The organism is Bradyrhizobium sp. USDA 4474 (assembly GCF_054057515.1).
On the sequence record NZ_JBSRZJ010000002.1, the window covers coordinates 6,136,841 to 6,162,173 of the forward strand.

The 25,333-nt window shown below is 63.2% G+C and carries 22 protein-coding genes and 1 pseudogene; 15 read left to right on the top strand and 8 right to left on the bottom strand.

The window, feature by feature from the left end:
- The first annotated feature begins 19 nt into the window (after nucleotides 1–19).
- Both ACVW16_RS30380 and rarD read left to right on the top strand, forming a co-directional pair.
- The gene (locus tag ACVW16_RS30380; protein WP_456734591.1) at nucleotides 20–853 is read left to right on the top strand and encodes an aldo/keto reductase; all 834 of its coding nucleotides are present in this window, start codon (nucleotides 20–22) and stop codon (nucleotides 851–853) included.
- 57 nt (nucleotides 854–910) lie between these two features.
- Nucleotides 911–1,798, top strand: coding sequence for an EamA family transporter RarD (gene rarD / locus ACVW16_RS30385; RefSeq protein ID WP_456702678.1), 888 nt, complete (start codon nucleotides 911–913; stop codon nucleotides 1,796–1,798).
- A 162-nt stretch (nucleotides 1,799–1,960) separates the two neighbouring features.
- On the opposite strand, the gene ACVW16_RS30390 is transcribed toward rarD, so the two are convergent.
- The gene (locus tag ACVW16_RS30390; RefSeq protein WP_456702679.1) at nucleotides 1,961–2,644 is read right to left on the bottom strand and encodes a TetR/AcrR family transcriptional regulator; all 684 of its coding nucleotides are present in this window, start codon (nucleotides 2,642–2,644) and stop codon (nucleotides 1,961–1,963) included.
- Between the two features lie 208 nt (nucleotides 2,645–2,852).
- Here ACVW16_RS30390 and ACVW16_RS30395 point away from each other — a divergent pair, with 208 nt between their 5' ends.
- From ACVW16_RS30395 to ACVW16_RS30410, 4 genes and pseudogenes are all read left to right on the top strand, one after another.
- Nucleotides 2,853–3,746 (top strand): NAD(P)/FAD-dependent oxidoreductase, encoded by an 894-nt coding sequence (locus tag ACVW16_RS30395; protein WP_456734593.1) that lies wholly within the window; start codon nucleotides 2,853–2,855, stop codon nucleotides 3,744–3,746.
- An 8-nt stretch (nucleotides 3,747–3,754) separates the two neighbouring features.
- Nucleotides 3,755–4,540, top strand: a complete 786-nt coding sequence (locus ACVW16_RS30400) for an SDR family NAD(P)-dependent oxidoreductase (protein WP_456702681.1) — start codon at nucleotides 3,755–3,757, stop codon at nucleotides 4,538–4,540.
- 190 nt (nucleotides 4,541–4,730) lie between these two features.
- Nucleotides 4,731–5,603 carry a class I SAM-dependent methyltransferase gene (locus ACVW16_RS30405; protein ID WP_456734594.1) on the top strand — a complete coding sequence of 291 codons (873 nt, stop codon included), beginning with the start codon at nucleotides 4,731–4,733 and terminating at the stop codon, nucleotides 5,601–5,603.
- Between the two features lie 29 nt (nucleotides 5,604–5,632).
- A pseudogene (locus ACVW16_RS30410) lies at nucleotides 5,633–5,752 on the top strand (efflux RND transporter periplasmic adaptor subunit); the annotation flags it as partial.
- A 227-nt stretch (nucleotides 5,753–5,979) separates the two neighbouring features.
- On the opposite strand, the gene frc reads toward ACVW16_RS30410, so the two are convergent.
- The 3 genes from frc to ACVW16_RS30425 all read right to left on the bottom strand — a co-directional run bounded on the left by frc (nucleotide 5,980) and on the right by ACVW16_RS30425 (nucleotide 9,859).
- Nucleotides 5,980–7,257, bottom strand: a complete 1,278-nt coding sequence (gene frc / locus ACVW16_RS30415) for a formyl-CoA transferase (protein ID WP_456702683.1) — start codon at nucleotides 7,255–7,257, stop codon at nucleotides 5,980–5,982.
- A 63-nt stretch (nucleotides 7,258–7,320) separates the two neighbouring features.
- Nucleotides 7,321–9,054 carry an oxalyl-CoA decarboxylase gene (gene oxc, locus ACVW16_RS30420; RefSeq protein WP_092226699.1) on the bottom strand — a complete coding sequence of 578 codons (1,734 nt, stop codon included), beginning with the start codon at nucleotides 9,052–9,054 and terminating at the stop codon, nucleotides 7,321–7,323.
- Between the two features lie 73 nt (nucleotides 9,055–9,127).
- Nucleotides 9,128–9,859: a GntR family transcriptional regulator gene (locus tag ACVW16_RS30425; RefSeq protein WP_456702684.1), complete on the bottom strand. Its 732-nt coding sequence runs from the start codon at nucleotides 9,857–9,859 to the stop codon at nucleotides 9,128–9,130.
- A 309-nt stretch (nucleotides 9,860–10,168) separates the two neighbouring features.
- Between ACVW16_RS30425 and ACVW16_RS30430 the strand changes: the two genes are divergently transcribed.
- The 7 genes from ACVW16_RS30430 to ACVW16_RS30460 all read left to right on the top strand — a co-directional run bounded on the left by ACVW16_RS30430 (nucleotide 10,169) and on the right by ACVW16_RS30460 (nucleotide 19,395).
- The gene (locus ACVW16_RS30430) at nucleotides 10,169–12,298 is read left to right on the top strand and encodes an acetate--CoA ligase family protein (protein ID WP_456702685.1); all 2,130 of its coding nucleotides are present in this window, start codon (nucleotides 10,169–10,171) and stop codon (nucleotides 12,296–12,298) included.
- 114 nt (nucleotides 12,299–12,412) lie between these two features.
- Nucleotides 12,413–13,252 (top strand): IclR family transcriptional regulator, encoded by an 840-nt coding sequence (locus tag ACVW16_RS30435; RefSeq protein ID WP_456802541.1) that lies wholly within the window; start codon nucleotides 12,413–12,415, stop codon nucleotides 13,250–13,252.
- A 195-nt stretch (nucleotides 13,253–13,447) separates the two neighbouring features.
- Nucleotides 13,448–15,250, top strand: a complete 1,803-nt coding sequence (locus ACVW16_RS30440) for an adenine deaminase C-terminal domain-containing protein (protein WP_456734596.1) — start codon at nucleotides 13,448–13,450, stop codon at nucleotides 15,248–15,250.
- Nucleotides 15,251–15,416: 166 nt separating this feature from the next.
- Complete coding sequence (gene gcl, locus ACVW16_RS30445; protein ID WP_456734597.1) at nucleotides 15,417–17,201, top strand: glyoxylate carboligase; 1,785 nt, start codon at nucleotides 15,417–15,419, stop codon at nucleotides 17,199–17,201.
- Nucleotides 17,202–17,212: 11 nt separating this feature from the next.
- A complete protein-coding gene (hyi, locus tag ACVW16_RS30450) occupies nucleotides 17,213–17,998 on the top strand; it encodes a hydroxypyruvate isomerase (RefSeq protein WP_456734598.1) in 786 nt (261 codons plus the stop codon).
- Between the two features lie 11 nt (nucleotides 17,999–18,009).
- Complete coding sequence (locus ACVW16_RS30455) at nucleotides 18,010–18,897, top strand: 2-hydroxy-3-oxopropionate reductase (RefSeq protein ID WP_456734599.1); 888 nt, start codon at nucleotides 18,010–18,012, stop codon at nucleotides 18,895–18,897.
- 114 nt (nucleotides 18,898–19,011) lie between these two features.
- On the top strand, nucleotides 19,012–19,395 hold the full coding sequence (locus ACVW16_RS30460; protein ID WP_092226691.1) for a DUF1236 domain-containing protein: 384 nt from the start codon (nucleotides 19,012–19,014) through the stop codon (nucleotides 19,393–19,395).
- 69 nt (nucleotides 19,396–19,464) lie between these two features.
- Here the strand turns inward: ACVW16_RS30460 and ACVW16_RS30465 are convergent, their stop codons facing one another.
- Complete coding sequence (locus ACVW16_RS30465; protein WP_456702691.1) at nucleotides 19,465–20,061, bottom strand: thiamine pyrophosphate-dependent enzyme; 597 nt, start codon at nucleotides 20,059–20,061, stop codon at nucleotides 19,465–19,467.
- Nucleotides 20,062–20,069: 8 nt separating this feature from the next.
- On the bottom strand, nucleotides 20,070–20,636 hold the full coding sequence (locus tag ACVW16_RS30470) for a thiamine pyrophosphate-binding protein (protein ID WP_456702692.1): 567 nt from the start codon (nucleotides 20,634–20,636) through the stop codon (nucleotides 20,070–20,072).
- 241 nt (nucleotides 20,637–20,877) lie between these two features.
- Here ACVW16_RS30470 and ACVW16_RS30475 point away from each other — a divergent pair, with 241 nt between their 5' ends.
- Together ACVW16_RS30475 and ACVW16_RS30480 are read left to right on the top strand one after the other, a co-directional pair.
- The gene (locus tag ACVW16_RS30475; RefSeq protein WP_456702693.1) at nucleotides 20,878–21,927 is read left to right on the top strand and encodes a hydroxyacid dehydrogenase; all 1,050 of its coding nucleotides are present in this window, start codon (nucleotides 20,878–20,880) and stop codon (nucleotides 21,925–21,927) included.
- Between the two features lie 172 nt (nucleotides 21,928–22,099).
- Nucleotides 22,100–22,312, top strand: coding sequence for a hypothetical protein (locus ACVW16_RS30480; protein WP_177242959.1), 213 nt, complete (start codon nucleotides 22,100–22,102; stop codon nucleotides 22,310–22,312).
- 3 nt (nucleotides 22,313–22,315) lie between these two features.
- Here the strand turns inward: ACVW16_RS30480 and ACVW16_RS30485 are convergent, their stop codons facing one another.
- Nucleotides 22,316–22,894 carry an N-acetyltransferase family protein gene (locus ACVW16_RS30485; RefSeq protein WP_456734600.1) on the bottom strand — a complete coding sequence of 193 codons (579 nt, stop codon included), beginning with the start codon at nucleotides 22,892–22,894 and terminating at the stop codon, nucleotides 22,316–22,318.
- 6 nt (nucleotides 22,895–22,900) lie between these two features.
- Nucleotides 22,901–25,258, bottom strand: a complete 2,358-nt coding sequence (locus tag ACVW16_RS30490; RefSeq protein ID WP_456734601.1) for an Orn/Lys/Arg family decarboxylase — start codon at nucleotides 25,256–25,258, stop codon at nucleotides 22,901–22,903.
- Nucleotides 25,259–25,333 lie beyond the last annotated feature (75 nt).

Sequence of the window (25,333 nt, forward strand, 5' to 3'; positions counted from 1 at the left end):
CTAAGTGGAAAGACGAACCATGAACAATACTGTCATCAAATCCCGCCAGCTGAACATGCCGAAACTCGGCCTGGGGACGTGGCCAATGGTCGGCGAAGAATGCACCCGGGCCGTGCTTCAGGCGCTCGAGCTCGGATACCGTCACGTGGACACTGCGGCGGCCTACCAAAACGAAGATGCGGTGGGCCGAGCGCTCGTCGAAACCGACGTGCCGCGCGAAAACATCCATGTGACGAGCAAGGTCTGGTGGGACAAGTTGGCCCCGGACGACATGCGTCAGTCGTTTGACAACACGCTCCGGGCGTTGCGGAGCGAGTACGTAGATCTGTTTCTGATTCACTGGCCGGGAAAAGGTGGCGACCTGGCGCGCTCGATCGAGACGCTGGTCTCGCTCAAAGAGCAGGGGCGCGCGCGCAACATCGGCGTGGCAAACTTTCCCCTGCCATTGCTGCGCCAGGTCGTTGAGGGGATGGGGGCTCCCTTGGCCGCCATCCAGGTCGAGTATCACGTCACATTGGGCCAGAGAAACTTGCTTCAATTCGCTCGTGACCATGAAATGGCATTGACCGCCTATAGTCCACTCATGCGCAACAAAGCGCACGAAATACCTGAGCTTGTTCGCATCGCTGAGAAGCACCGGGTGCTTCCGACCCAGGTGGCCCTCAAATGGCTGCTCGATCAACCGAATGTTGCCGCGATTCCCAAAGCCAGCAGCAGGAAAAACCAGTCGAGCAATCTGGCGTCCTTCGACGTGCAACTCGACGATGAGGATCGCGCATTGATTGCGACCTTGCCGAAGGATCAACGGGTGGTTAGTCCGGAGTACGCACCGCAGTGGGACCCGCCGGTCTGATCGCGGTTCCGAGGACGCCTCGGCAGCAGGCCGCCGTCAATCTCGCAGTCGGGTACGATGAATTTGGGATTTCTTTACGCGCTGATCGCCTTCACGATTTGGGGGCTTTTTCCGTTCTATTTCAGGTTGCTGAAGGTCGTCCCACCTCTCGAAGTGCTTGCGCACCGGATGGTATGGTCGCTTGTCTTCGTAGCCGTTGCGCTTGCGATACGTCGCGACACGCGTTGGCTCGTCACTGCGCTTCGCGAGCCAGGCAATTTGGTGCGTTTCGGAGCGTGCGCTGGGCTGCTGTCTGCGAATTGGGGCTTATATATCTGGGCGGTCAACAGCGGCCGCATCGTCGAGGCGAGCCTTGGATACTTCATCAATCCACTCGTCAGCGTGCTATTCGGGTTTGCGTTCTTGCACGAGCGTCTGCGGCCTCTGCAATGGGGGGCAATCGCATTCGCAGTAGGGGGCGTTCTGTGGCTTACGTGGGAAAATAGTGCGCTGCCATGGATCAGCCTGGTGCTCGGGGTCACGTTCGGTGCATATGGCCTGTTGCGCAAGACCGCGAAACTCGGTCCCCTCGATGGGCTGGCATTGGAAATCACGCTGCTCTTTCCTGCCGCGTTTTTCTATTTGTTATGGCTCGCAGCGCACGGCGACAGCCATTTCGGCAGCGTGCATCCCGGCCTGCAGCTGCTGCTGGCCGGAGCCGGTCCCGTGACGGCGGTACCACTGTTGCTGTTCGCGGCGGGAGCACGTCGCATCCCGCTGTCAACACTGGGGATCATGCAATACATAACGCCTACGCTGCAGCTGCTCCTCGGCGTATTTGCTTATGATGAGCCGTTCGGTCGTGTGCAGCTGATCGGCTATGGTGCGATCTGGATCGCGCTCATGTTGTACTCGGTCGAAAGTCTGTGGCCTCGGGAAGCGAAGGTGGAGGCGAGGGCGCACTGATCCTGAAGGGTGGGGCGAGCAGCCTCGGAAGCACGTTCTGCAAGGCACAGGCTGTTCACGCCGGGCATGTCCAGTTTGTAAGCAGGACGAAGGCGGACATCAGGACGTGGACTCATTACGGCTGTCTGCCTTGACCTGCTGGCCGACTAGGTGACGCACGATTCAAATTTTGTTTTTTGACCTTGAGGCAGGCAAATCTCCGCCCACTTGGTCGTTGTCACGGTGCGCGGCGATGAACATGGCGACGGCCGACCGGCAATAGGATTCGATTTCGTTGTCGTCCTCTGCTTTCGCCTGATCGAAGCGTGCGATCATCAGGAGATCGGATCCTTTGAAAAGCGCGGCGAACAATCGGGCGGACCGGAGAGGATCGGGCACGTTCAGAACCGCCTTCGCGTGCAACTGACGCAACAGGGCCTCGATTTCGGCGATGACATGGGCGGGGCCGGCTTCGAAATGGAGCTTGCTTAACGCGTTTTGACTCGTCTTGTCAGCCATGACCATGGCTTCGAGGCTGCGGACGTCTGATCTCAACAGCGTGCGAAGCAGTGATGATCCCACCGCCACGAGCTGATCTTCGACCGAACCGTCTACGCCTTCAAGAAGGGGCTGTGGTGCAAACAACTGGTGGCAGCCGGCCGCCATGGCCGCGCTGAACAGCGCCTCCTTGTTCTCGAAGTGCCTGTAGATGCTGAGCTTGGATATCTTCGCTCGCTGGGCGACCTTGTCCAATGTCGTCGCTTGAAAACCCAACTCCACAAAGAGCTCGCGCGCGGCGTCGATGATGGTTTGGCCAAGCGCCTCGTTGGCGGGCCGGCCGCGCCGGCCCTGGCTGTTTTCGGTCACGGAAATTCCAGTACTTGACAGTATCCTAATTCTTGAATTACGATACCATGAAGTATCTGAAATGTGCAAGCCAGGGGTAGGGTGACTCCTTCGATGCAAAGACGAGCCCTGCTGAAGTTGGCTGCGCTTTCCCATCGACCTCGCACGCGCTCAGGCCACCGCCAAGCCCAACTCGTCTCCCTCCATCCACAACACGGAGCCCATCACCATGGATGACGTCATCATCATCGGCGGCAGCTTTGCCGGTCTCGCCGGCGCCCTTCAGCTCGGCCGCGCCCGCCGCAAGGTCACCGTTCTCGATACCGGTCTGCCACGCAACCGCTTCGCCGGCCACTCGCATGGACTGCTCGGCCACGATCACAAGCCGCCGCTGGACATCCTGGCGGAGGCGCGGCGGCAGTTGGCGCGTTATCCCGCGATCAAGCTTTTCAGTGCCCGGGCCGACAGCGTCTCCGGCGCCATCGACAATTTCTCTGTCCTTACTGGCGATGGTGAAAGCCTTCCGGCGCGTCGTCTGATCCTGAGCTATGGAGTAGCCGACCAGATGCCTGATGTTCCGGGCTACGCCGAAAGCTGGGGCACGTCCATCGTGCCATGCCCCTATTGCGACGGCTTTGAAGTCGCCGGCCAGCATTGGGGCCTCGTCTGGTCCGGCCCGCAGTCGCACAATCAGGTCAGGCTGTTCCACGATTGGACCGACAAGTTGACGCTCTTCGCCGATGGTCATGACATTCCGGCTGATATCCAGGCCGATCTGGCGCGCCGCAACACACCGCTCGTCGATGGCCGGATCATCGAGATCGCCCATCACGCGGGCCATATAGCGACCGTCAATCTCGATACCGGCCGCAAAGTCGCGGTCGACATCCTGTTCGCCAATCCGCGCAACAAGCCGTCCGCAAGCCTGCATGAATCACTGGGCCTTGCCACCGTGGCTACGGCCGCTGGCATCGTCCTCAAGGTCGACGAGCGCCGTCAAACCAGCACGCCCGGCATCTACGCCGCCGGCGACCTCACCACGCCCTTCTTGCCCTCGGTCACCCAGGCATCATCGCAGGGCGCGATGGCGGGTATCTTTGCCCAGCAGTCGATGGTGGTTTGAGAGGACCAATGAACAGCTTCGCAGGAAAATGGGCCCTGATCACTGGGGCGTCGAGTGGCCTCGGCCTCGACTTCGCAGATCTCCTGGCTGCGCAGAAAGTCAATCTCGTATTGGCGGCCCGAAGGCGGGAGTCGATGGAAAAGCTTGCCGCCGATCTTCGCCGCAAATACGGGGTGGATGTGCTGGTCGAGGCGATCGATCTTGCCGCGCCGGGCGCGGCCAGCCACTTGAAAAGCAGTCTCGATGCGAGGTCGGTGACGATCGACATCTTGCTGAACAGTGCCGGATACGGCTTGCACGGCGCTTTGTTGGACATGCCAATCGAGCGCACGACGGACATGATCCAGCTCAACATCACGACGCTTACAGAGCTGACCTACCTGTTCGGCCGTGACATGGCCGCGCGGCGATCTGGACATATCCTTCTCGTCGCCAGCCTCATGGCCTTCCAAGCCGTTCCAAGCTACGCGGCCTATGCGGCGACCAAGGCGTATGTCCTAGCCCTTGGCGAGGCCCTGCACGACGAACTCCGCTCGCATGGTGTGGTTGTTACCACTCTCTGCCCGGGGCACACCGCGACGGGCTTCGATGCGGTTGCCGGTGCAGCCACAACCGCCTTGCTGCGCCTCCTCACCATGAAGCCTCGTCCGGTCGCCGCGAGTGGTATCGCGGCGCTCTCAGAAGGAAGGGCGATAGTGATCCCGGGCCTGGCGAACAAGATGGCAGCCTTTTCTAATCGCCTGACGCCGCGATCAATGCAAAGGGCCACGTTGAAAAGAATAGTGAACGCTTAACTCCTGGAGCGCTGGCGCGGCTCATCGAAAAAAGCGCGGGTTCTGAAGGCCAAAAGATGCAGACGGGCGTCGGTCCGGACCTGATCGTTCCTCCAGCGGAGAATGGATCGATTCATCCCGTTCGCCCTCGCTACTCGCTAAAGACGATGCGCGCTTTGGCATCGGACAGCTTAGAGAACAAGGATATGTCATGGCGCAGCAAAATGCCGATCGTCCCGATTGGAATGGCCAAAGCGGGGAGCGCTGGATCGTCCACCAGGCCCAGCTCGACGCCAGGCTGGCGGTGTTCGGCGAGGCCGCGATCGAAGCCGCCGCGCCCGCGGCGGGCGAGCGCGTGCTGGACGTCGGCTGCGGCGCGGGCACGTCAAGCCTGGCTCTGGCCGTCCGCGTCGGCGCGGGGGGCCAAGTGCTGGGCGTGGACATATCCGAGCCACTGATCGCCCGAGCGCGCGCGATTGCGCCACCGGATATGCCGGTCGTGTTCCGCGTGGCCGACGCCAGCAGCGCCGAGCTGCCAGAGGGGGCGTTCGACATTTTGTTCTCGCGTTTCGGGGTGATGTTCTTCGGCGATCCGACGGGGGCGTTTGTCCATATGCGCCGCGCGCTCAAGCCGGGCGGGCGGGTCGCTTTCGTCTGCTGGCGCGGCGCGGCCGAGAACGATTGGATGCGCCTGCCGATGGGCGCGATTAAGGGCATCGTCCCGGCGACCGCGCCGCCCGATCCCGAAACGCCCGGCCCGTTCTCGTTCGGAGACCGGGGGCGGGTGGCGCGCATCCTGACGGGGGCCGGCTTCAACGATATCGCTATCGCGCCCTTCGATGCTTCCGTTCCGTTTGGCGAGGGCGCGATGCGGGACGCGGCGATCGACGACGCGGTGAAGATGACGTTCGAGGTCGGCCCGCTGTCGCGCGCGCTTGTTGATCAGCCCGACGACATCCGCGCCCGCGCCTCGGCCGCGGTTCGTGCCGCCTTCGCGGACTGCCCCGGCGAGCGGTCGGTGATGATCGACGGCGCGACGTGGATCGTCACGGCGCGCAATCCCGCGCAAGCTGATAGCGATTAGCAGGGGGAGACGCCGCCTCGCTGGCGTTGATGGCCGCTGCGCTGGCCGGGTGCAAGGATACCGTGGCGCAAAAAGCCGAACCGCCCCGGTCGGTTGTGGTTGCGACCGCGCATTTTGACGCTCAGACCCCAGAGCGCATCACAGCTGGTTAATGAGTACACAGCCTGGCCTTTTTCGAGTGATGGCATCATGCCCCTGTTTTGCCCGACGCGTCAACCGATAATTCGAAAAATACGAAGTTGCATTTGGCGCGGGGGGCTACGGTGCATGGGGTTGTTTTCGGGTTTTGGTGTGAGCCCGTGGCCGGACGGTCTCACCACGCAAAAAAGGGCCGCCCGGAAGGCGGCCCTTTCGTCTCGCTCGAAGCGGCTCCGCGTTACTCGGCGGCCTGCTTCTGCGGCGGGTCGAGTGCGCCTGACTTGTGGATATCGGCGACCTGGTGGTCGCTGAAGCCGAGCACGCTGCGCAGGATCTCGTCGGTGTGCTCGCCGAGCAGCGGAGAGCGGGTGACCTCGGCCGGGCTATCCGACAGCTTGATCGGGTTGCCGACCGAGATGTACTTGCCGCGGGTGGGGTGATCGACCTCGACCACCGTGCCGGTCGCGCGCAGCGACTGGTCCTCGGCGATCTCCTTCATCGACAGAATCGGGCCGCACGGGATGTCGTCCTTGTTGAGAATCTCCATCGCCTCGAACTTCGTCTTCGTCATCGTCCACTGTTCGATGCGGGCGAAGATCTCGTTCAGGCGCGGCAGGCGCGCCGCCGGCTTGGCATAATTCGGATCGGTCTTCCAGGTCGGCTCGCCGATCACGTCGCAGATCTTCTCCCAGACCGGCGCCTGGGTGATGAAGTAAATGTAGGCGTTGGGATCGGTCTCCCAGCCTTTGCACTTCAGGATGCGGCCGGGCTGGCCGCCGCCGGAGTCGTTGCCGGCGCGCGGCACGGCATCGCCGAACGGAATGCCTTCGCCGAACTGGCTGTACTCCTTGAGCGGGCCGTGGGCGAGGCGCTGCTGGTCGCGCAGCTTGACGCGGGCGAGGTTGAGCACGCCATCCTGCATCGCAGCCGTGACGCGCTGGCCCTTGCCCGAATGCGTGCGCTGATAGAGCGCGGTGACGATGCCGAGCGCCAGATGCAGGCCGGTGCCGCTGTCGCCGATCTGCGCGCCGGTGACGAGCGGAAGCCCATCGCGGAAGCCGGTGGTGGAGGCGGCGCCGCCGGTGCATTGCGCGACGTTCTCATAGACCTTGCAGTCTTCGTACGGTCCCGGGCCGAAGCCCTTAATCGACGCCACGATCATCTTCGGGTTGATCGCCTGGATCTTCTCCCAGGGGAAGCCCATGCGGTCGAGCACGCCCGGGCCGAAGTTCTCGACCAGCACGTCGCACTTCTTGATCAGCTCGGTCAGGACTTCCTTACCCTTGGGGTTCTTGGTGTCGAGCGTGATCGAGCGCTTGTTGTGGTTGAGCATGGTGAAATACAGGCTGTCCACGTTCGGGATGTCCTGCAGCTGGCCGCGGGTGATGTCACCCACGCCCGGGCGTTCCACCTTGATCACGTCGGCGCCGAACCATGCCAGCAGCTGCGTGCAGGTCGGTCCTGACTGGACGTGCGTGAAGTCGAGAATGCGAACGCCCTCGAGCGCCTTGGTCATGATGTTGCTCCGTACTCTGTCTGCCCCTGCAAACCACAGGGAATAAGGGTTGAAGGGGAGGACTTACTTCTTCTTCTGCAGAACGCTCTGCGGATTGAGGTTGCCGATGCGGCCGCTCTCGGAACCTGCGGCCGGATCGATCACCGCGTTGATCAGGGTGGGCTTGCGTGACGCCATCGCCTCAACGACGGCGCGCTTCAGCTCGTCCGGCGAGGTCGCGTTCACGCCGACGCCGCCGAAGGCTTCCATCATCTTGTCGTATCGCGCGCCCTTGACGAACACCGTGGTTGCGGGATCGGCGTTGGCACCGTTGACGTCGGTGCCGCGATAGATGCCGTCATTGTTGAAGATGACCACGCAGATCGGCAGATTGTAGCGGCAGATCGTCTCGACCTCCATGCCGGAGAAGCCGAAGGCCGAGTCGCCTTCAACCGCCAGCACGGGATGGCCGGTCTCGAGCGCAGCCGCAATCGCCTGGCCCATGCCGATGCCCATCACGCCCCAAGTGCCGACGTCGAGACGCTTGCGCGGGCGGTACATGTCGATGACGCCGCGGGCGAGGTCGAGCGTGTTGGCGCCTTCGTTGACGAGGATCGCTTCGGGATGATCCTTGATCACGTTCTTCAAAACGCCGAGCGCGCCGTGATAGTCCATCGGCGATTTGTTGTTCATAAGCTTCGGCGCCATCTTGGCGACGTTCTCGTCGCGCTTGGTCGCGATCGCCTTCGTCCATTCGGCGGGCGGCGCGGTCCAGCCCGAGGCGATCGCCTGATTGAAGGCTGAGACCACCGAGCCGATGTCGCCGACGACGGGCGCGACGATCTCGACGTTGGAGTCCATTTCCTTCGGCTCGATGTCGACCTGGATGAACTTCTTCGGAGCTTCGCCCCAGCTCTTGCCCTTGCCGTGCGAGAGCAGCCAGTTCAACCGCGCGCCGATCAGCATGACGACGTCGGAATCCTTCAGCACCGTCGAGCGCGCAGCGCCGGCGCATTGCGGATGCGTGTCGGGCAGGAGGCCTTTGGCCATGCTCATCGGGAGGAACGGCACGCCGCTCTTCTCGACGAAGCTCCTGATCTCTTCATCGGCCTGCGCATAGGCCGCGCCCTTGCCGAGGATGATGAGCGGACGCTTCGCGTTCTTCAGGACATCAAGGGCGCGCTTGACCGAAGCGGGCGAGGGGATTTGCGCGGGCGCCGCGTCGATCACCTTGACCAGCGACTTCTGGCCGGCATCGGCGCTCATCACCTGGCCGAACAATTTTGCCGGCAGATCGAGATAGACGCCGCCCGGACGGCCCGAAACCGCGGCGCGGATCGCACGGGCAAACGCGATGCCGATGTCTTGGGCGTGCAGCACGCGATAGGCCGCCTTGCACAGCGGCTTTGCAATCGCGAGCTGGTCCATCTCTTCGTAGTCGCCCTGCTGGAGGTCGACGATCTCGCGCTCGGAAGAGCCCGAGACCAGGATCATCGGGTAGCAGTTGGTGGTGGCGTGGGCGAGCGCGGTGAGACCATTGAGGAAGCCGGGGGCGGACACCGTGAGGCAGACGCCGGGCTTCTTGGTGAGATAGCCGGCGATGCCAGCGGCGTAGCCGGCGTTCTGCTCGTGACGGAAGGAAATCACGCGAATGCCGGCAGCCTGCGCCATGCGGCCCAAATCCGTGATCGGGATGCCCGGCACATTATAGATGGTGTTGATGCCGTTCAGCTTGAGCGCGTCGATGACGAGATGAAAGCCATCCGTCAGTTCCTGCTCGGTGCCCGGTGCTTCGGACTTGGTCGCGGTGTTCAGCATGGGCCTTGTCTCCCTGGTCTCAGGATACGGGGCGAGTGCTTCGCCCTCCTGGTGAATGTTGCTAGGTGAAGAGTTACGTGAACAGTTCCTGACCGTGCTCTTCGACGTAAGCGGCAAGCCCAAGGGTGTGGTCGCGGGCCCGCTTCTCGGCGAGTTCGGTGTCGCGCGCTTCCAGCGCCTCGATCATGGCAAGATGCTCGGGCAGCGACACCGCGATGCGGTCCTTGCGGCCGATGGTCAGCTGGCGATAGCCGCGCACGTGCAGCAAGAGGTCGTTGGTGAGATCGACAAGAACAGGGGATTCCGACAACGAGATCAGCGACTGGTGGAAGGCGATGTTGGCGCGCGAATATTCCTCGACGTGGTCCTCGGGCAGGCGGTCCTTGCCGAAGTCCTTGAAGAAGTCGCGCAGCGCCGAGATATCCTTCTTGCGTGCGGTGGTGGTGATGAGGCGCGCCGCCATGCTCTCCAACGCCGCCCAGGCGCGGATCATGTCGACGATCTCGCTCTTGGTCCTTCGCACCACCATGATGCCGCGGCGCGGCACGGTCTTCACGAAACCGTCCTGCTCCAGCATCGCGATGGCTTCGCGGATCGGCGTACGGCTGACGCCCAGGCGTTCGGACAGTGCGCGCTCGTCCAGCATCACCGGTTCGGGCGTCGAGTAGATGTCCATCCTGAGGATGGCTTCCTTCAAGGCGTCATACGCCTTGTTCTTGAAGCTGCTCTCCGGGGCGATACGAACGATTGCGATGTCTGCCTCGGCCATGTTCGGCAACGCCTTGGTTGTTTTCCGCAGTGACACGACGATTCTCCTCCAGTGGGAGTCGTCTTTTACAGGAATATTTACCGGAAAGTTTTTGGCATACCACATGCCAGAATGTCAAGCCGGCTATTTTTTGCGGCGTTCTGGGTGATGCTGTGACTTGACAAGTTGGCTTCTGGCATACCAAATGCCATCGTCAGTGATTTATGATCCAGAGCTGGCGGACTCATCAAGGCATTTCGCCGCTCCGTTCCGCTGGATGGAACAGAGCGCGTCGACGGCAGGTATCACGGCAGCCGCATCACGCGCGCTTTGCAAAGCAAGAACTGAAGGTCAAGGGAGAAGCTCATGTCCAATTCCAAAGACGTCGTCCGCAGGGTCCTTGACCAGGTCAAGGCCGATAACCGCACCAGCCTGACCGCGCCGGAAGGCAAAATGGTCTGCGACGCCTATGGCATTCCGGTGCCGAAGGAGGGCGTGGCGAAGTCGGCGGGCGAGGCCGGCAGGATGGCGTCCTCGATGGGCTTCCCGGTCGTGATGAAGATCGTCTCACCGGACATTCTCCACAAGACCGAGGCCGGCGGCGTCATCGTCGGCGTCAAGACGGCCGAGGATGCCGAGAAGGCCTACGAGACCATCCTCGGCAACGCCAAGAAGTACAAGGCGGACGCCAAGATCGAGGGCATCCAGGTTCAGCAGATGCTGGCCGGCGGCACCGAAGTCATTGTCGGTTCGATCACCGACGGCTCGTTCGGCAAGTTGGTCGCCTTCGGCCTCGGCGGTGTGCTGGTCGAAGTGTTGAAGGACGTCACCTTCCGCCTCGCGCCCGCGACCAAGGAAGACGCGCTGTCGATGCTCGATGGCATCCAGGCACACGAAATTTTGAAGGGCGTACGCGGCGGCGAGCCGGTGAACCGCACGGCGCTTGCTGACGTCATCGTCAAGGTCTCGCAACTCGTGACCGATTTCCCTGAGATCGTCGAGCTCGACCTCAACCCCGTCTTCGCCACCGCGAAGGACGCGATCGCGGCCGACGTGCGCATCGTCGTCGACTTCGCCTATGTGCCGAAGCCGAAGCCGCGTCCGACCGCAGAGATTGTCGCAGCCATGAGCCGCATCATGCAGCCGAAGGCGGTCGCCGTTGTCGGCGCCTCCGCTGAGGACGGCAAGATCGGCAACTCCGTGATGAAGAACCTCATCAACGGCGGCTACAAGGGCGAGATCTATCCGATCCACCCCAAGGCATCCGAGATCCTCGGCTACAAGGCGTACAAGAGCGTCAAGGACGTGCCCGGCGTGATCGACACTGCGGTGTTCGCAATCCCCGCGAAGTTCGTGGCGGCGGCGCTTACCGAATGCGGTGAGAAGAAAATCCCGGGCGCGGTGCTGATCCCGTCGGGCTTCGCGGAGGCCGGCGCGCCGGAACTCCAGGCCGAGATCGTCGAGGTCGGCAAGAAGTACGATATCCGCCTGATGGGGCCGAACATTTACGGCTTCTATTATACGCCGGCGAATCTGTGCGCGACCTTCTGCACAGCCTACGATGTCAAGGGGCACGCAGCGCTGTCGTCGCAGTCGGGCGGCATCGGCATGGCCATCATCGGTTTTTCGCGCTCGGCGAAAATGGGTGTGTCGGCGATCGTCGGCCTCGGCAACAAATCCGACATCGACGAGGACGATCTGCTCGCCTTCTTCGAGCAGGATCCGAACACGAACCTGATCGCGCAGCACTGCGAAGACCTCAAGGACGGCCGCGCCTTTGCGGAAGCCGCCAAGCGTGTCTCCAAGAAGAAGCCAGTCGTCGTGCTCAAGGCCGGCCGCACCTCGGCGGGCGCGAAGGCGGCCTCGTCGCACACCGGCGCGCTGGCGGGTAACGACAAGATCTATGAGGACGTCCTGGCGCAATCGGGCGTGATCCGTGCGCGCAGCTTGCGTCAGCTGCTCGAATTCGCCCGCGGCGTGCCGGTGCTGCCGACGCCGAAGGGCGAGAACGTGCTGATCATCACCGGTGCCGGTGGCTCGGGCGTGCTGCTGTCGGATTCCTGCGTCGACAACGGCCTGTCGCTGATGTCGATGCCGCCGGATCTTGATGCGGCCTTCCGCAAGTTCATCCCGCCGTTTGGCGCCGCTGGAAATCCCGTGGATATCACCGGCGGCGAGCCGCCGATCACCTATGTCAACACGGTGAAGCTCGGTCTGTCGGACGAGCGCATCCACTCGCTGATCCTTGGCTACTGGCACACCATCGTCACGCCGCCGATGGTGTTCGCCCGCAATATGGTCGAGGTGAAGAAGGAGATGGAGGCCAAGGGGTTTGTGAAGCCGATCGTCGCCTCGCTCGCCGGCGACGTCGAGGTTGAGGAGGCCGCCGAATATCTCTACCAGAACGGCATTCCGGCCTATGCTTACTCGACCGAGCTTCCAGTCGAAGTGCTCGGTGCCAAGTACAAGTGGGCCCGCGGCGCGGGCCTGCTCTAAGCTAACTCTTCTGTCGTCCTGGGACGTCGCGAAGCGTCGAACCCGGGATCTCGAGATTCCGGGGTCGCGCTCATGCGCGCCCCGGAATGACGCCAGCCGAAGCGGCAGGTCGCGATGGGCAAGAACGTGATCCGGCGTAAATCCATCGAGCCACGATCGGCATCCGAGGCCGACCGGGACGGCGGCGTGCAATCCGTCGACCGTGCGCTGTCGATCTTGGAAACTCTGGCTGAGGACGACGAAGGCTATCGCCTCAGCGATCTCGCCGTCCGCACCGGCCTGTCGGCCTCGACGGTGCATCGCCTGCTGGCGACGCTGGAAAGCCGCCGCTTCGTGCAGTTCGACCGTGTCGAATCCAAATGGCATGTCGGCGTGCGCAGCTTTACCGTGGGCGCACGCTTTGCGCGCCGGCGCAATTTTACCGCGCAGGCGATTCCCTATTTGCGCAGGCTGCGCGACCTCACCCGCGAGACCGCCAATCTTGCTGTGGTCGACGACGAGTTCATCATCGTGCTGACCCGCATGGAGAGCCGCGAGATCATGCGTTCGCTGACCAAGGTCGGCGGCCGCGTCGCGATGGTGACATCGGGCGTCGGCAAGGCGGTGCTCGCGACCTATTCCGACGAGGACGTCAGCGCCGTCATTCGCCATCACGGCATGCCAAGGTTGACGGAGAAATCCATCGTGCGGCCGGGCGATCTGTTCAAGGAGCTCGCATCGGTTCGCAAACAGGGATTTGCCGTTGACGACGAGGAGGCGGAAATCGGTCTGCGTTGCGTCGCCGCCGTGGTCTATAGTGCGCTCGCTGAGCCGCTTGCCGCGATCTCGGTGTCCGGCATGACCAGCCGCATCACCGATACGCGGCTGCCGGAGATCGGCCGCGTGGTGCGGGAGGTCGCGGCGGAGCTCACGGCGGCGCTCGGCGGCGTCGTGCCGGCGATGAAACAGGGGTGAATTATGGGAGCGGATTTGGGTCAAACCCGCCACTGCACCACGGCCGAGAGACGGAACTCGCGCAGATCTGCGAGGTGGGGGACAGCCGGCGGTTCGCCGCCTACAGCTTAAGCAGGCGTGCTGCTATATTTGAGCTTGCCCGCTATGGCGCAGAGCGTAACGATTGTGGGGGTGTAAAGCCACACAAGGGTTCTAATGACCAAACTCACCCGGTTTGCCGTCGCGCCACTGCATACGATGACACGGCGTCTCGCCGATGTCGCCTCCGCGCGTATCGCGCCCGACCTTGTCATCACGGGCGCGCGGGTGCTCTCGACCTATTCGGAGCGGATCCACCCGGGCCGGGAGGTCTGGATCACCGCGGGCCGCATCGCCGCGGTGAAGCCGTCAGGCACGGCGAAGAAGGCTTGGAACGATGTGCCGCAGTATGACGCCGCTGGGGGCATCCTCGCGCCGGGGCTGGTCGATCCGCACATCCACATCGAATCCTCGATGGTGACGGCCTGCGCCTACGCGGAGGCCGCGCTGCTGAACGGTACCACCACGATTTTCTGCGATAGCCACGAGATCGGCAACGTCATGGACGTTGCCGGCGTCGAGGCGATGCTGGAGGACGCTCGCGAGGCGCCGCTTTCGATCTTCTTGACGGTGCCGAGCACGGTGCCGGCGACCTCGGCGGAGCTCGAGACCGCCGGCGGGGACCTCACGCCCGAGAAGATCGCCGGCCTGTTCGATCGCTGGCCTGAAGCTGTCGCACTCGGCGAGAAGATGGATTTCGTCCCCGTGACTATGGGCGACGAGCGCAGCCACGCTATCCTCGCGGCGGCCTTGAAGCGCGGGCGGCCAGTGTCCGGCCATGTCTACGGCCGCGAATTCGTCGCGGCCTACGCAGCCTCCGGTGTCACCGACACCCATGAAGCGATCGATCGCGACATTGCCGACGATCTGCTCGACGCCGGCGTCTGGGTGTTTTTGCGCGGCGGACCACCGACCACGCCGTGGCATTCGTTGCCGCAGGCGATCCGGACGATCACCGAGCTTGCAGCCTCGCACAAGCGGACTGCTGTTTGCACCGACGACCGCGATGCCGACGATCTGCTGCTCTTCGGCCTCGACTGGGTGGTGCGCGAGGCCGTGAAGGCGGGGATGTCGCCGGAGCAGGCCTGGTCGATGGGCTCGCTGCACGGCGCCACGCGTTTCAACATGGACGGCGACATCGGCGGGCTCGGCGGCGGCCGCCGTGCCGATCTCGTGCTGATGGACGATCAGCTCAAGCCGCAATGCACCTGGTATGGCGGTGAGTTCGTGGTCGAGCACGGCAAGATTACGCCGCTTCTCGACCGAGCGCTGTCGCAGCGCTATCAATATCCCAAGGCGGCCTATGCGACCGTCAAGCTGTCGGACAAGCTGAAGCTTACGCCGGAGCTGCCGGCGAAGGCCTGCACCGTCAATGCGATCAAGACCGCGCTGCCGGGCATTACGCTGATTCATGAGAAAGTCGCGATCGAGCCCGCGAAGGATTGGCCGTCGCTGTTTGCGCGTTACGGCCTGTGCTTCGTCTCGGTGGTCGAACGGCACGGCAAGTCGGCCGGCAACGTTGCTCATGGCTTGCTGAAGGATTTTGGCCTGAAGCGCGGCGCGGTCGCGTCCAGCGTCGGCCACGATAGCCACAATATCATCGTCGCCGGAACCAACGAGGGCGATATGCAGGTCGCGATCTCAGCGATTAAAGCCCAGCAGGGTGGCGTCTGCGTCGTCGCTGATGGCAAGGTGAGGGCGCTGGTCCCCCTCCCCATCGCCGGCCTCTTGTCCGACAAGCGCGTCACCGAGGTGGCCGAGGAGGTCAAGGTGTTGAAGAAGGAATGGGCGGAGGCGGGTTGCACCATCCCCTACATGGGCTTCAACCTGATTCCGCTATCGGTCATTCCGGAAATTCGCATCACCGACAAGGGCCTCGTGCTGGTGCCGCAGATGGAGCTGGCGCCGCTCTTCGAATGATCTTCCTTGACGTATTTTCTTTCACGTATTTTTCGGTCTAACTGCTTGAGCCGGATGTGGTTTTCTCGCAGCTGCCGCATCGTGGAAAATAATTTCCATCTCGTTGAGATCGGCTTCCACGCACCCGATGATCTCGCTCGCTGACTTAAACCGAGCGAGGTCCGATATGGCGAAGATGCGAGCTATCGATGCGGCCGTGCGCATTCTGGAGAAGGAAGGCATCTCGACGGCCTTCGGCGTCCCCGGGGCTGCGATCAATCCGCTTTACTCGGCGCTGAAGAAGCGCGGCTCGATCCGTCATATCCTGGCGCGCCATGTCGAGGGCGCCTCCCACATGGCCGAGGGCTATACCCGGGCCAAGGCCGGCAATATCGGCGTCTGCATCGGCACATCGGGGCCGGCGGGCACCGACATGATCACCGGACTCTATTCGGCGATCGCCGATTCCATTCCGATCCTCTGCATCACCGGACAGGCGCCCCGTGCGCGGCTCTACAAGGAGGATTTCCAGGCGGTCGATATCGAGTCGATCGCGAAGCCCGTGACCAAATGGGCCGTGACGGTGCGCGAGCCGGCGCTGGTGCCGCGTGTGTTCAGCCAGGCTTTCCATGTGATGCGCTCGGGCCGTCCAGGGCCGGTGCTGATCGACATGCCGCTCGACGTGCAGCTTGCCGAGATCGAGTTCGACGACGAGACCTACGAGCCCTTGCCGGTCTATAAGCCGACTGCAACGCGCAAGCAGATCGAGAAGGCGCTGGAGATGCTCAACGCCGCCGAACGGCCGCTGATCGTGGCGGGCGGCGGCATCATCAATGCTGATGCCTCGGAGCTGCTGGTCGAGTTCGCCGAGATCGCGAACGTGCCTGTCGTGCCGACGCTGATGGGATGGGGTGCGATTCCCGACGATCACGTCCTGATGGCCGGCATGGTCGGCCTTCAGACCAGCCACCGTTATGGTAACGCCACGATGCTGGAGTCGGACTTCGTGCTCGGCATCGGTAATCGCTGGGCCAACCGTCACACCGGATCGGTCGAGACCTACACCAAGGGCCGCACCTTCGTGCATGTCGATATCGAGCCGACCCAGATCGGGCGCGTGTTCAATCCTGATCTCGGCATCGTCTCGGACGCGAAGGCCGCGCTCGAGCTCTTCGTTGCCGTCGCCAGGGAGTGGCGACGTTCCGGCAGGCTCCGCGAGCGCCAGGCGTGGCCCGCGGCCTGCCGTGACCGCAAGAAGACCATGCTGCGCAAGAGCCATTTCGATAACGTTCCGATCAAGCCGCAGCGCGTCTATGAGGAGATGAACGAGGCGTTCGGCCGCGATACCTGCTACGTCTCCGTGATCGGCCTGTCGCAGATCGCTGGTGCGCAGTTCCTCGGCGTCTACAAGCCGCGCAACTGGATCAATGCGGGGCAGGCGGGGCCTTTGGGCTGGACGCTGCCGGCGGCGCTTGGCGTGCGCGCGGCGTGCCCGGATCGCGAGATCGTCGCGTTGTCGGGTGATTACGACTTTCAGTTCCTGATCGAGGAGCTCGCGGTCGGGGCGCAGTTCAATCTGCCTTACATCCACGTCGTCGTGAACAATTCATACCTCGGCCTGATCCGCCAGGCGCAGCGCGGCTTCGACATGGACTATCACGTCCAGCTTTCGTTCGAGAACATCAACGCGCCGGAGATCGGCGGCTACGGCGTCGACCATGTCGCCGTCGCCGAGGGGCTCGGCTGCAAGGCGATCCGCGTCACCCGCCCTGGGGACACGCAGGCGGCATTCGCCACCGCACGCGAGTTGATCAAGCAGCACCGCGTGCCCGTGGTGGTCGAGTTCATCCTCGAGCGCGTCACCAACATCGCAATGGGGACGGAGATCGACAACATCGTCGAGTTCGAGGAGGTGCTGGACCTCCCGCTCGACGAGGTCGGGGTCGCGCGCGTGTTGCAGCCGGCAGAATAAGGGAGCGCATCATGCCGAAATTCGCCGCCAACCTGACCATGCTCTTCAACGAGGTGCCGTTCATCGACCGCTTCGCTGCTGCCAAGGCGGCCGGTTTTGGCGGGGTCGAATACCTCTTCCCCTATGATCTCGGCAAGGAGCTGTTGCGCGAGCAGCTCGAAGCCCACGGGTTGACGCAAGTTCTACACAATCTGCCCGCCGGCAACTGGGGCGCCGGCGAGCGCGGCATCGCGATCATGCCCGATCGCGCTGCTGAATTCCGCGACGGCGTGTTCCGCGCCATCGACTATGCCAAGGCGCTCGATTGCGACCGGCTCAACTGCCTCGTCGGCATCGCGCCTGCGGATGCCGATCCGCGCGAGCTGCGGGAAACGCTGGTTGGAAACCTGCGATTCGCGGCCTCGACGCTGGCGCGCGAAAACATCAAGCTGCTGGTCGAGCCGATCAATACGCTCGACATTCCCGGCTTCTTTCTCAACGGCACCGAGCAGGCAGTGCAGCTGATCTCCGAGGTGCGGTCGAACAATCTGTTCGTCCAGTACGACATCTATCACATGCAGATCATGGAGGGCGATCTCGCTCGCACCATGCAGAAATATCTGCCGGAGATCGCGCACATCCAGCTCGCCGACAATCCGGGCCGAAATGAGCCCGGCAGCGGCGAGATCAATTATCCTTTCCTGTTCCGCCATCTCGACGCGATTGGCTATCGCGGCTGGATCGGCTGTGAATACAAGCCGCGCACCACGACGCTGGGAGGCTTGTCCTGGCACGCGGCGCAGACTTTCGAGACCTGAGGACATCTGACATGATCGACATCGGTTTCATCGGACTTGGCACCATGGGACGGCCGATGGCCGGCCATCTTCTGGCCGCGGGCCATCGCGTTCTCCTGCATGACGTCGCGCCTGTCGCGCCGGATCTGATCGCCGCCGGCGGCATCGCGTGTAAATCGGCCAAGGAGGTCGCGGAGGAGGCGGATGCCGTCATCATCATGGTGCCGGATACGCCGCACGTCGAAGCCGTGCTGTTCGGCCAGGACGGCGTTGCGGGCGGCATCTCCAAAGGCAAGATCGTGGTCGACATGAGCTCGATCTCGCCGCTGGCGACCAAGGAGTTTGCGAAGAAGATCGCGGCGCTCGGCGCGGACTATCTCGATGCGCCGGTGTCGGGCGGCGAGGTCGGCGCCAAGGCCGCGAGCCTCACCATCATGGTCGGCGGTCCCGAGCGGGCCTTTGGCACCATGAGGCCTGTTTTCGACAAGATGGGCAAGAACGTCACCCACGTCGGCGCCAATGGCGACGGTCAGACTACGAAGGTCGCCAACCAGATCATCGTCGCGCTGACGATCGGGGCGGTCAGCGAGGCGCTGCTGTTTGCGTCCAAGGCAGGCGCCAATCCCGCGCTCGTACGCAAGGCGCTGATGGGCGGCTTCGCCTCGTCGCGGATCCTCGAAGTGCATGGCGAGCGCATGGTGAAGCGCAATTTCGATCCAGGTTTCCGCATCGAACTGCACCAAAAGGACCTCAATCTCGCGCTCGAAGGCGCGCGTGCGCTTGGCCTGTCGCTGCCCAGCACAGCAGTGGCGCAGCAATTGTTCTCGTCCTGCACCGCGCATGGCGGCAAGGGCTGGGATCATTCTGCGATGATACGCGCCCTGGAACTCATGGCAGGCCACGAGATCGCTGCGTCCTGAACTGTTACGCCGTAACAGTCGCCCGTGCTGATGTGTGTTTCATCATGCGGGAACCGGAACAATGATCCGGTCCCGCGGTTGATGGCGCATAACAATCACTGGAGACATCAGGACATGAAAACCCGTTTTGCGATTTCGTTGGCTGCCGCGTCGCTGCTGGCGTCGAGTGCAGCCTTTGCTCAGTCGACGACCGCCGAAGGCGCAGCGAACGGTGCGCGTGCGGGCGGCGACATCGGCGGCCCGGTCGGTGCGATGGTCGGCGGCACTGTCGGTGCGGCCGTCGGCGCCGGCCTTGAAATTCCGAATGCGATTCTTGGCGGCATCCCGCGCGACGACTCCGTCGTGGTGCACGAGCGCGTCGTGGTCGGCGAACCGCTGCCTGATACCGTGGTGTTGCGCCCGGTGCCGAATTACACGCAGTATCGGTATGCGGTCGTGAACGATCGCCGCGTGATCGTCGAGCCGCGCACGCGCCGCGTCGTCAAGATCATCGACTGATCGGCAAAGCAGGCGACTAGAAATGGAGCCCGCGGACGTTCCGCGGGGCTTCTCGTTGATGACGAAGGCCTAAAGCGGCTGGCGCACGCCAAGACCGTGCATGAAGCGCTCCCGAATCTGCACGGGATCCCGGCGGGTGGTGCCGACGCCAGGCTTGTCGTCGATGCGCAGCGCGATCAGGCTTGGCTCGTCGACCGCCATGGCCTCGTCGACGAGCCGCTCGAAATCCTCCTCGTCCGCAGCCCAGGCGCTGTTGCTGAGGCCCGAGCCCGAGGCGATTGCGACGAGATCGGCAACGCCCGCGGCCGGCGTCGGCTGCGCACCGGTGATCTGGTAGATGCCGTTGTCCATGACGATCATGATGAGGTTCTTCGGCTTCAAGGCTGCGATGGTCGAGAGTGCGCCGAGTTGCATCAGCAGCGAGCCGTCGCCTTCGAGCGCGAACACGCGGCGCTCGGGCTGCGCCAGTGCGACGCCAAGCGCGATCGGGAAGGCGAGGCCCATGCTGCCCAGCATGTAAAAATTCTGCGGGCGGTGGCCGGCAGCCCAGAGATCGAAATTGGTGTTGCCGATGCCGCCGATCACCGCTTCCTCGTGCTTGAGTTTCGCAATCAGGCGCGAGGTCACATCGAAGCGGTTCATCACCTTGGTGTTGCGCGTGGTCATGACCGGGCTCACTTGTCGAAAACCTTGCCGCCGGTGAGCAGCGGATTGAGGATCAGCGCCACCGGCGCCTGCGTGGTGACGGCCTGCTTGATCGAGCGGTCCGCGATGAATTCGAGCTCGTCGAGCCGGGTGATCGTGTGATGCTCCAGCGCCAGCGAATCCAGCACCGGACGCATGGTACGGCAGACCAGCGACTGGCCGTAGTTGAATTCGCCGAGCGTGCCGCGCTCGGAGACGAACATGATCAGCGGGATCTGGTAGGGCACCGCGAGCGAGGCGAGCGTATTGGCGAGCGTCGCAAAGCCCGAGGTCTGCATCAGCACCGCGCCGCGGCGTCCGCCCATCCAGGCGCCGGAGACGATGCCCACCGCCTCTTCCTCGCGGGCGGTGGCAAAGGTCGTGAAGAAGGGATCGGCGTGCAAACTCTTGATCAGCGGCGTCAGCACGCGGTCGGGCACATAGGGGATGAGGCTGATCTCGTTCCGCTTCAGGGTATCCAGGACGATGCCATGCCAACTTCTGTCGCCGGACGCCTGCGTCACCTGGGACGAGGTCTGCTGTTCCGCAATCGCCATCGCGCTCTCCCTTCAGCCACGCATGCTTCTTCCTTGTCAGCCGCAGCGATCGGCCGAACTTGACGGAGCGGGCGGGATTGTCAACATGTCCGGGCCGACACCGTGATCTGCGCCAGACGGCCTGCCATAGCCAGCACCGCCATGTCATAAGCGGCGCAATGAGAAAGCGGAGAGAACGCGGGAAGGGGGCGCGCATTGCGCTGAGCTTGCGGGTCTCCATGAGAGAGCCGGAAGGGTCCTGATGTCAGCCAACAGCAAGCGCGTCTTCTATGTCAAATACCTTGCCAGTCCCGTCTATATCGACATCCTGAAGGCGCGGCCCGACGTCCGGCTCGATCGCATCGAGAACGACAGTCCTGAAGAGTTCTACGCCCCGACCCTGAGTGCGGCGCATGTCTACCAGATTGGCGCTGCCCGCGACGAGCTGGCGCCACATTTCCACGTCGACGCCGCGTTCCTGAAGCGCACGCCGAACCTGCTGCTGGTCTCCAGCAATGGCGCCGGCTTTGATCCCGTCGACGTCGAGGCCTGCACGGATGCGGGCGTGCTGGTCGTCAACCAGTCCGGTGGCAACGCGCATTCGGTGGCCGAGCACGCGCTGGCGATGATGCTGACGCTGTCCAAGCGCATCATCCAGTCGGATCGCAAGCTGCGCCGAGAATCCAACGTCAACCGCAATGAGCTCATCGGTAACGAGGTCGAGCACAAAACCGTCGGCATCATTGGCCTCGGCAATGTGGGCCGCCGCATCGCGGCGTTGTGCAAGGGTCTGCTGGGCATGACGGTGCTGGCTTACGATCCCTATCTCTCGAAAGAGGTGATGGCCGAGCGTGGCGGTGAGAAGGTCGAGCTCGACGAGCTGCTGCGCCGCGCCGACTTCGTCTCGATCTCCTGCCCGCTGAACAGGGGTAGCCGCAACATGATCAGCGTGCGCGAATTCGGCCTGATGCAGCCGCACGCCTATTTCATCACGACCGCGCGCGGTTTCATTCACGACGAGGATGCGCTGCTTGGGGCGCTGCGCGACAAGCGGATCGCGGGTGCCGGCCTCGACGTCTGGTCCAAGGAGCCACCGCCGCCGGAGCATCCGCTGCTGCAGTTCGACAACGTGCTGGCGAGCCCGCACACCGCGGGCGTCACCGTCGAGGCGCGCCAGAACATGGGCCGCATCGCCGCCGAGCAGGTGCTGGAGACGCTCGACGGCAAGCGCCCGCCGCGCATCATCAATCCCGAGGTCTGGCCTGTTTATGCCGAGCGCTTCAGGCAGGCGTTTGGTGTCTCGCCCGGGTAGCGGCGCTTCGATCCTCGGCTACAAGGATAAAAACAGCAGTCGGCGGATTTTGCCGACGGCGTGAGCGTGGGTTACGGGAACCTCGCCAGGGCTTTTTGATCCACCTCAAAATCTCCTTCCCCCATTCGGCCTAAATGGGATTAGAGTGCCGCCGGGGCAGCAGGGAGGTCCCATGTCCACTTACGTCGTCAAGTTCATGAAGGACGTGCTTGGTCAGTACGGCCGGCAGATCGAAGTTTGCCAGGGGGCACTCGAGATCGACGCCGCCGACGAGGACGAAGCCAGGGAGCGGGCGAAGGCGAGGTTTTGCAAGGACCAGGCGTTGCATCACTGGTCCCTGCACGCCGACCGCATCCAGGTCAGACCGGCTGACTTTCCTTCGTAAGGTTTAGCGGCCGGGAGCGGTGAGCGATGGCGGCGCGGTGACGCCGGCGCCTAGCGAGCGCTGCACCATGGCCGTATCCGACCAGTGGCCGTGCCGGTAGGCCACGCCGCAGAGCAGGCCGACTCGCGCAAAACCGAACTTTTCGTGTAGCGCCAGCGACGGCGCATTGTCGGCATCGATATAACCGATCATCTGGCGGAAGCCGGCGGCCGCACAGGCGTCGATCAACTCCCGCAGCAGCAGCCGTCCGACGCCGCGGCCGAGATGCGCGTGGTGGACGTAGATCGAGTGCTTGGCCGTGTAGCGGTAGGCCGGGCGCTTCCGAAACAGCACCGCATAGGCATAGCCGACAACATCGCCGTGCCAGGTCGCGACCAGATGGGGCAGGCGGGTCTGTTTCAGATTCTTGCGCCGGTCGCGCAGATCGTCCGGCTCCGGCGCGCCGGTTCCTTCGACCTCGCGCGGCACGCCATTGCGGACGTGATGACGATAGATTGCCAGCATCGCCTCGACATCGCTCTCGCGTGAGGGCCGGACCAGGACCGGCTCGTCCTCGGAGCGTGGAATCGCTGTCTGGTTCATCGGCACCTACTCGGCAACGACATAAGTATAGAGCCCGATGCGACCGCGTGCATCCACCTCCTTGTAGACGCCCTGGATTTCCACATCGAAGCCGGGAAACCTGTTGAAGCAGGTCTCGAACATCTTGAGATAGTCCACCATGGGCTTGGCCCGCTCCGTCAGCCGCTCGCCGGGTACGATGGTGGCGATCCCCGGCGGATAGACCACGAAGGGCGTGGTGGCGATGCGGCCCTCAATCGCCTCGATCGGCAGATAGTCGACGTCGTTCTTGAACAGATAACGCGCCGCATCGCGTGGCGACATGGCGATCTCGGGCATCTGCTCGGGCTTGAACTGCCGTGCCTGGAGTGCGCTGACATCGGCTGAGCGGAAGAAGCGGTGCATCTCGCCGCAGAGATCGCGCAGTCGCACTCCGGCATAGCGCGCCTGCCGCCGCTGATAAAATTCCGGGATGGCATCGGCCAACAGGGCATTGTCATCGTGCAGCCTCTTGAACGCGACGAGCCCGGAGATCAGCGTGCCGGCCTTGCTCGCCTCCACGCCGGGCGTGAGCAGGAAGAGCAGCGAGTTGAGGTCGTTCTTTTCGGGCACGATGCGGTTTTCGCGCAGATATTGCGCGACGACCGGGGCTGGAATGCCGTGCTCGGCATAGGCGCCGGTGGCGCGGTCGAAGCCGGGCGTGAGCAGCGTCAGCTTGTTCGGATCGGTCATGGCAAAGCCTTCCACCAGATCGGGAAAGCCGTGCCAATTGCCGTCGGGCGAAAGCTGCCAAAGCACGGGATTGGTGGCGAGCTCGTCGGTCGACAGGGTTTCCCAGGCGACGTCGTGCGCGGCGCCGGGGCGGCTGACGTCGGGGATGGCGATGCGATCCGGAACGAAGGGTTCGAAGAACCAGCGCCGGTCCGCGTTCTGCTCCTTCTCCTCGAATTCCCGGCGCATGGCTCGGATTTTTTTGCGGAGCTCGATGCCGAGACGAATCGTGTCGTCCCACAGCACCTCGCCGGAGCGGCCCTTCATCATCTGCGCACCGACATCGAGCGACGCGAAGAGTGGATAGAACGGCGAGGTCGATGCGTGCTGCATGAAGCTTTCGTTGAAACGGCGGTGCTCGACGCGCCGCTTCTGGCCGCGGATGTGGCGGTCCTTGATGTGGATCTGCGAGGCCTGTGAGAAGCTCGCGAGCTGCTTGTGGGTCGATTGGGTCGCGATGATACCCGGCGCCTCGGGGGGAAGGTTGGTGAGGCCCATGGCGAAGCGGCCGGCATAGAGAGGGTGGAATTTCATGAAGCCGGCCCACGCTTCGTCGAACAGGATGTATTCGCAGAGATGGCCGATGCGCTTCAGGATCATCTCGGCATTGTGGATCGTACCGTCATAGGTGCATTGCTCGACCACGGCGACGCGGAATGGCCGTTCCTTGCGCCACGCCTCCTTGTCCGAGACCAGCGGATGATAGCGAATCGCTTCCCGCAAGGCTTTTTCGTCGAGTGCATCCCAGCGCATCGGGCCGATCAAGCCCCAGGCGTTGCGGATGGTCGGGACATAGACCGGGATGCCGCCATTGATCATCAGCGCTCCGTGATGCGCCGCCTTATGGTTGTTGCGGTCGAACAGCACGAGGTCGCCATCGGTGACGAGCGCGCCGAGTGCGACCTTGTTCGAGGTCGAGGTGCCGTTGAGCACGAAATAGGTCTTCTCCGCGCCGAAGATCTGGGCCGCTTCCTTCTGCGCCTTGAGTGCCGGACCCTCATGGGTGAGGAGGTCGCCGAGATCGAGCACGGAATTGTCGAGATCGTCGCGGAACACGGACTCGCCGAGATGCTCGACGAAGACCCGGCCGATCGGGCTGCGGTTGTAGAACACCCCGCCATTGTGGCCCGGACAGGTCCAGAGTTGGTTGCCTTCCTCGGCATAGTCGACCAGCGCGCCGAAGAACGGCGTCTTCAGCGTCTCGGCATATTGCTTGAGCCGGCTGATCAGGTTCTTGGCGATGAAGGTCGGCGTCTCCTCGGACAGGAAGACGTAGCCGTCGATGAAGTCGAGCACCTCGACCGGCAAATCCTCGAACCGCTTGCGCCGGATCAGCAGGATGATCGGGAAGTCGAGGCCCCGGCGACGCATCAAATTGATCAGTGCCGAGGTCCTGCCTTCAAGCCCCTTCTTGCCCCAGTCCACCACCATGCAGCCGATCGCGGCATCGGTTTGCACCGCAATTTCGGCGTCCTCCAGCTTGCGGGCCCGAACCACTTCGAAGCCGGAGCGCTGGATTTCCTCGATGATCTGGTTGAAGCGGATGCCCTCGAGATCGTCGGCGTCGAACACGGGTGCGGCGAACAGGAAGTTGAAGCGCTTGAAATAGTCCATGGCGTGTCCCGAATGAGCGAGACGGACAGGTCTCTGCACATTCGGTGACAGTTATATGACAGGGGTGGCGATTGA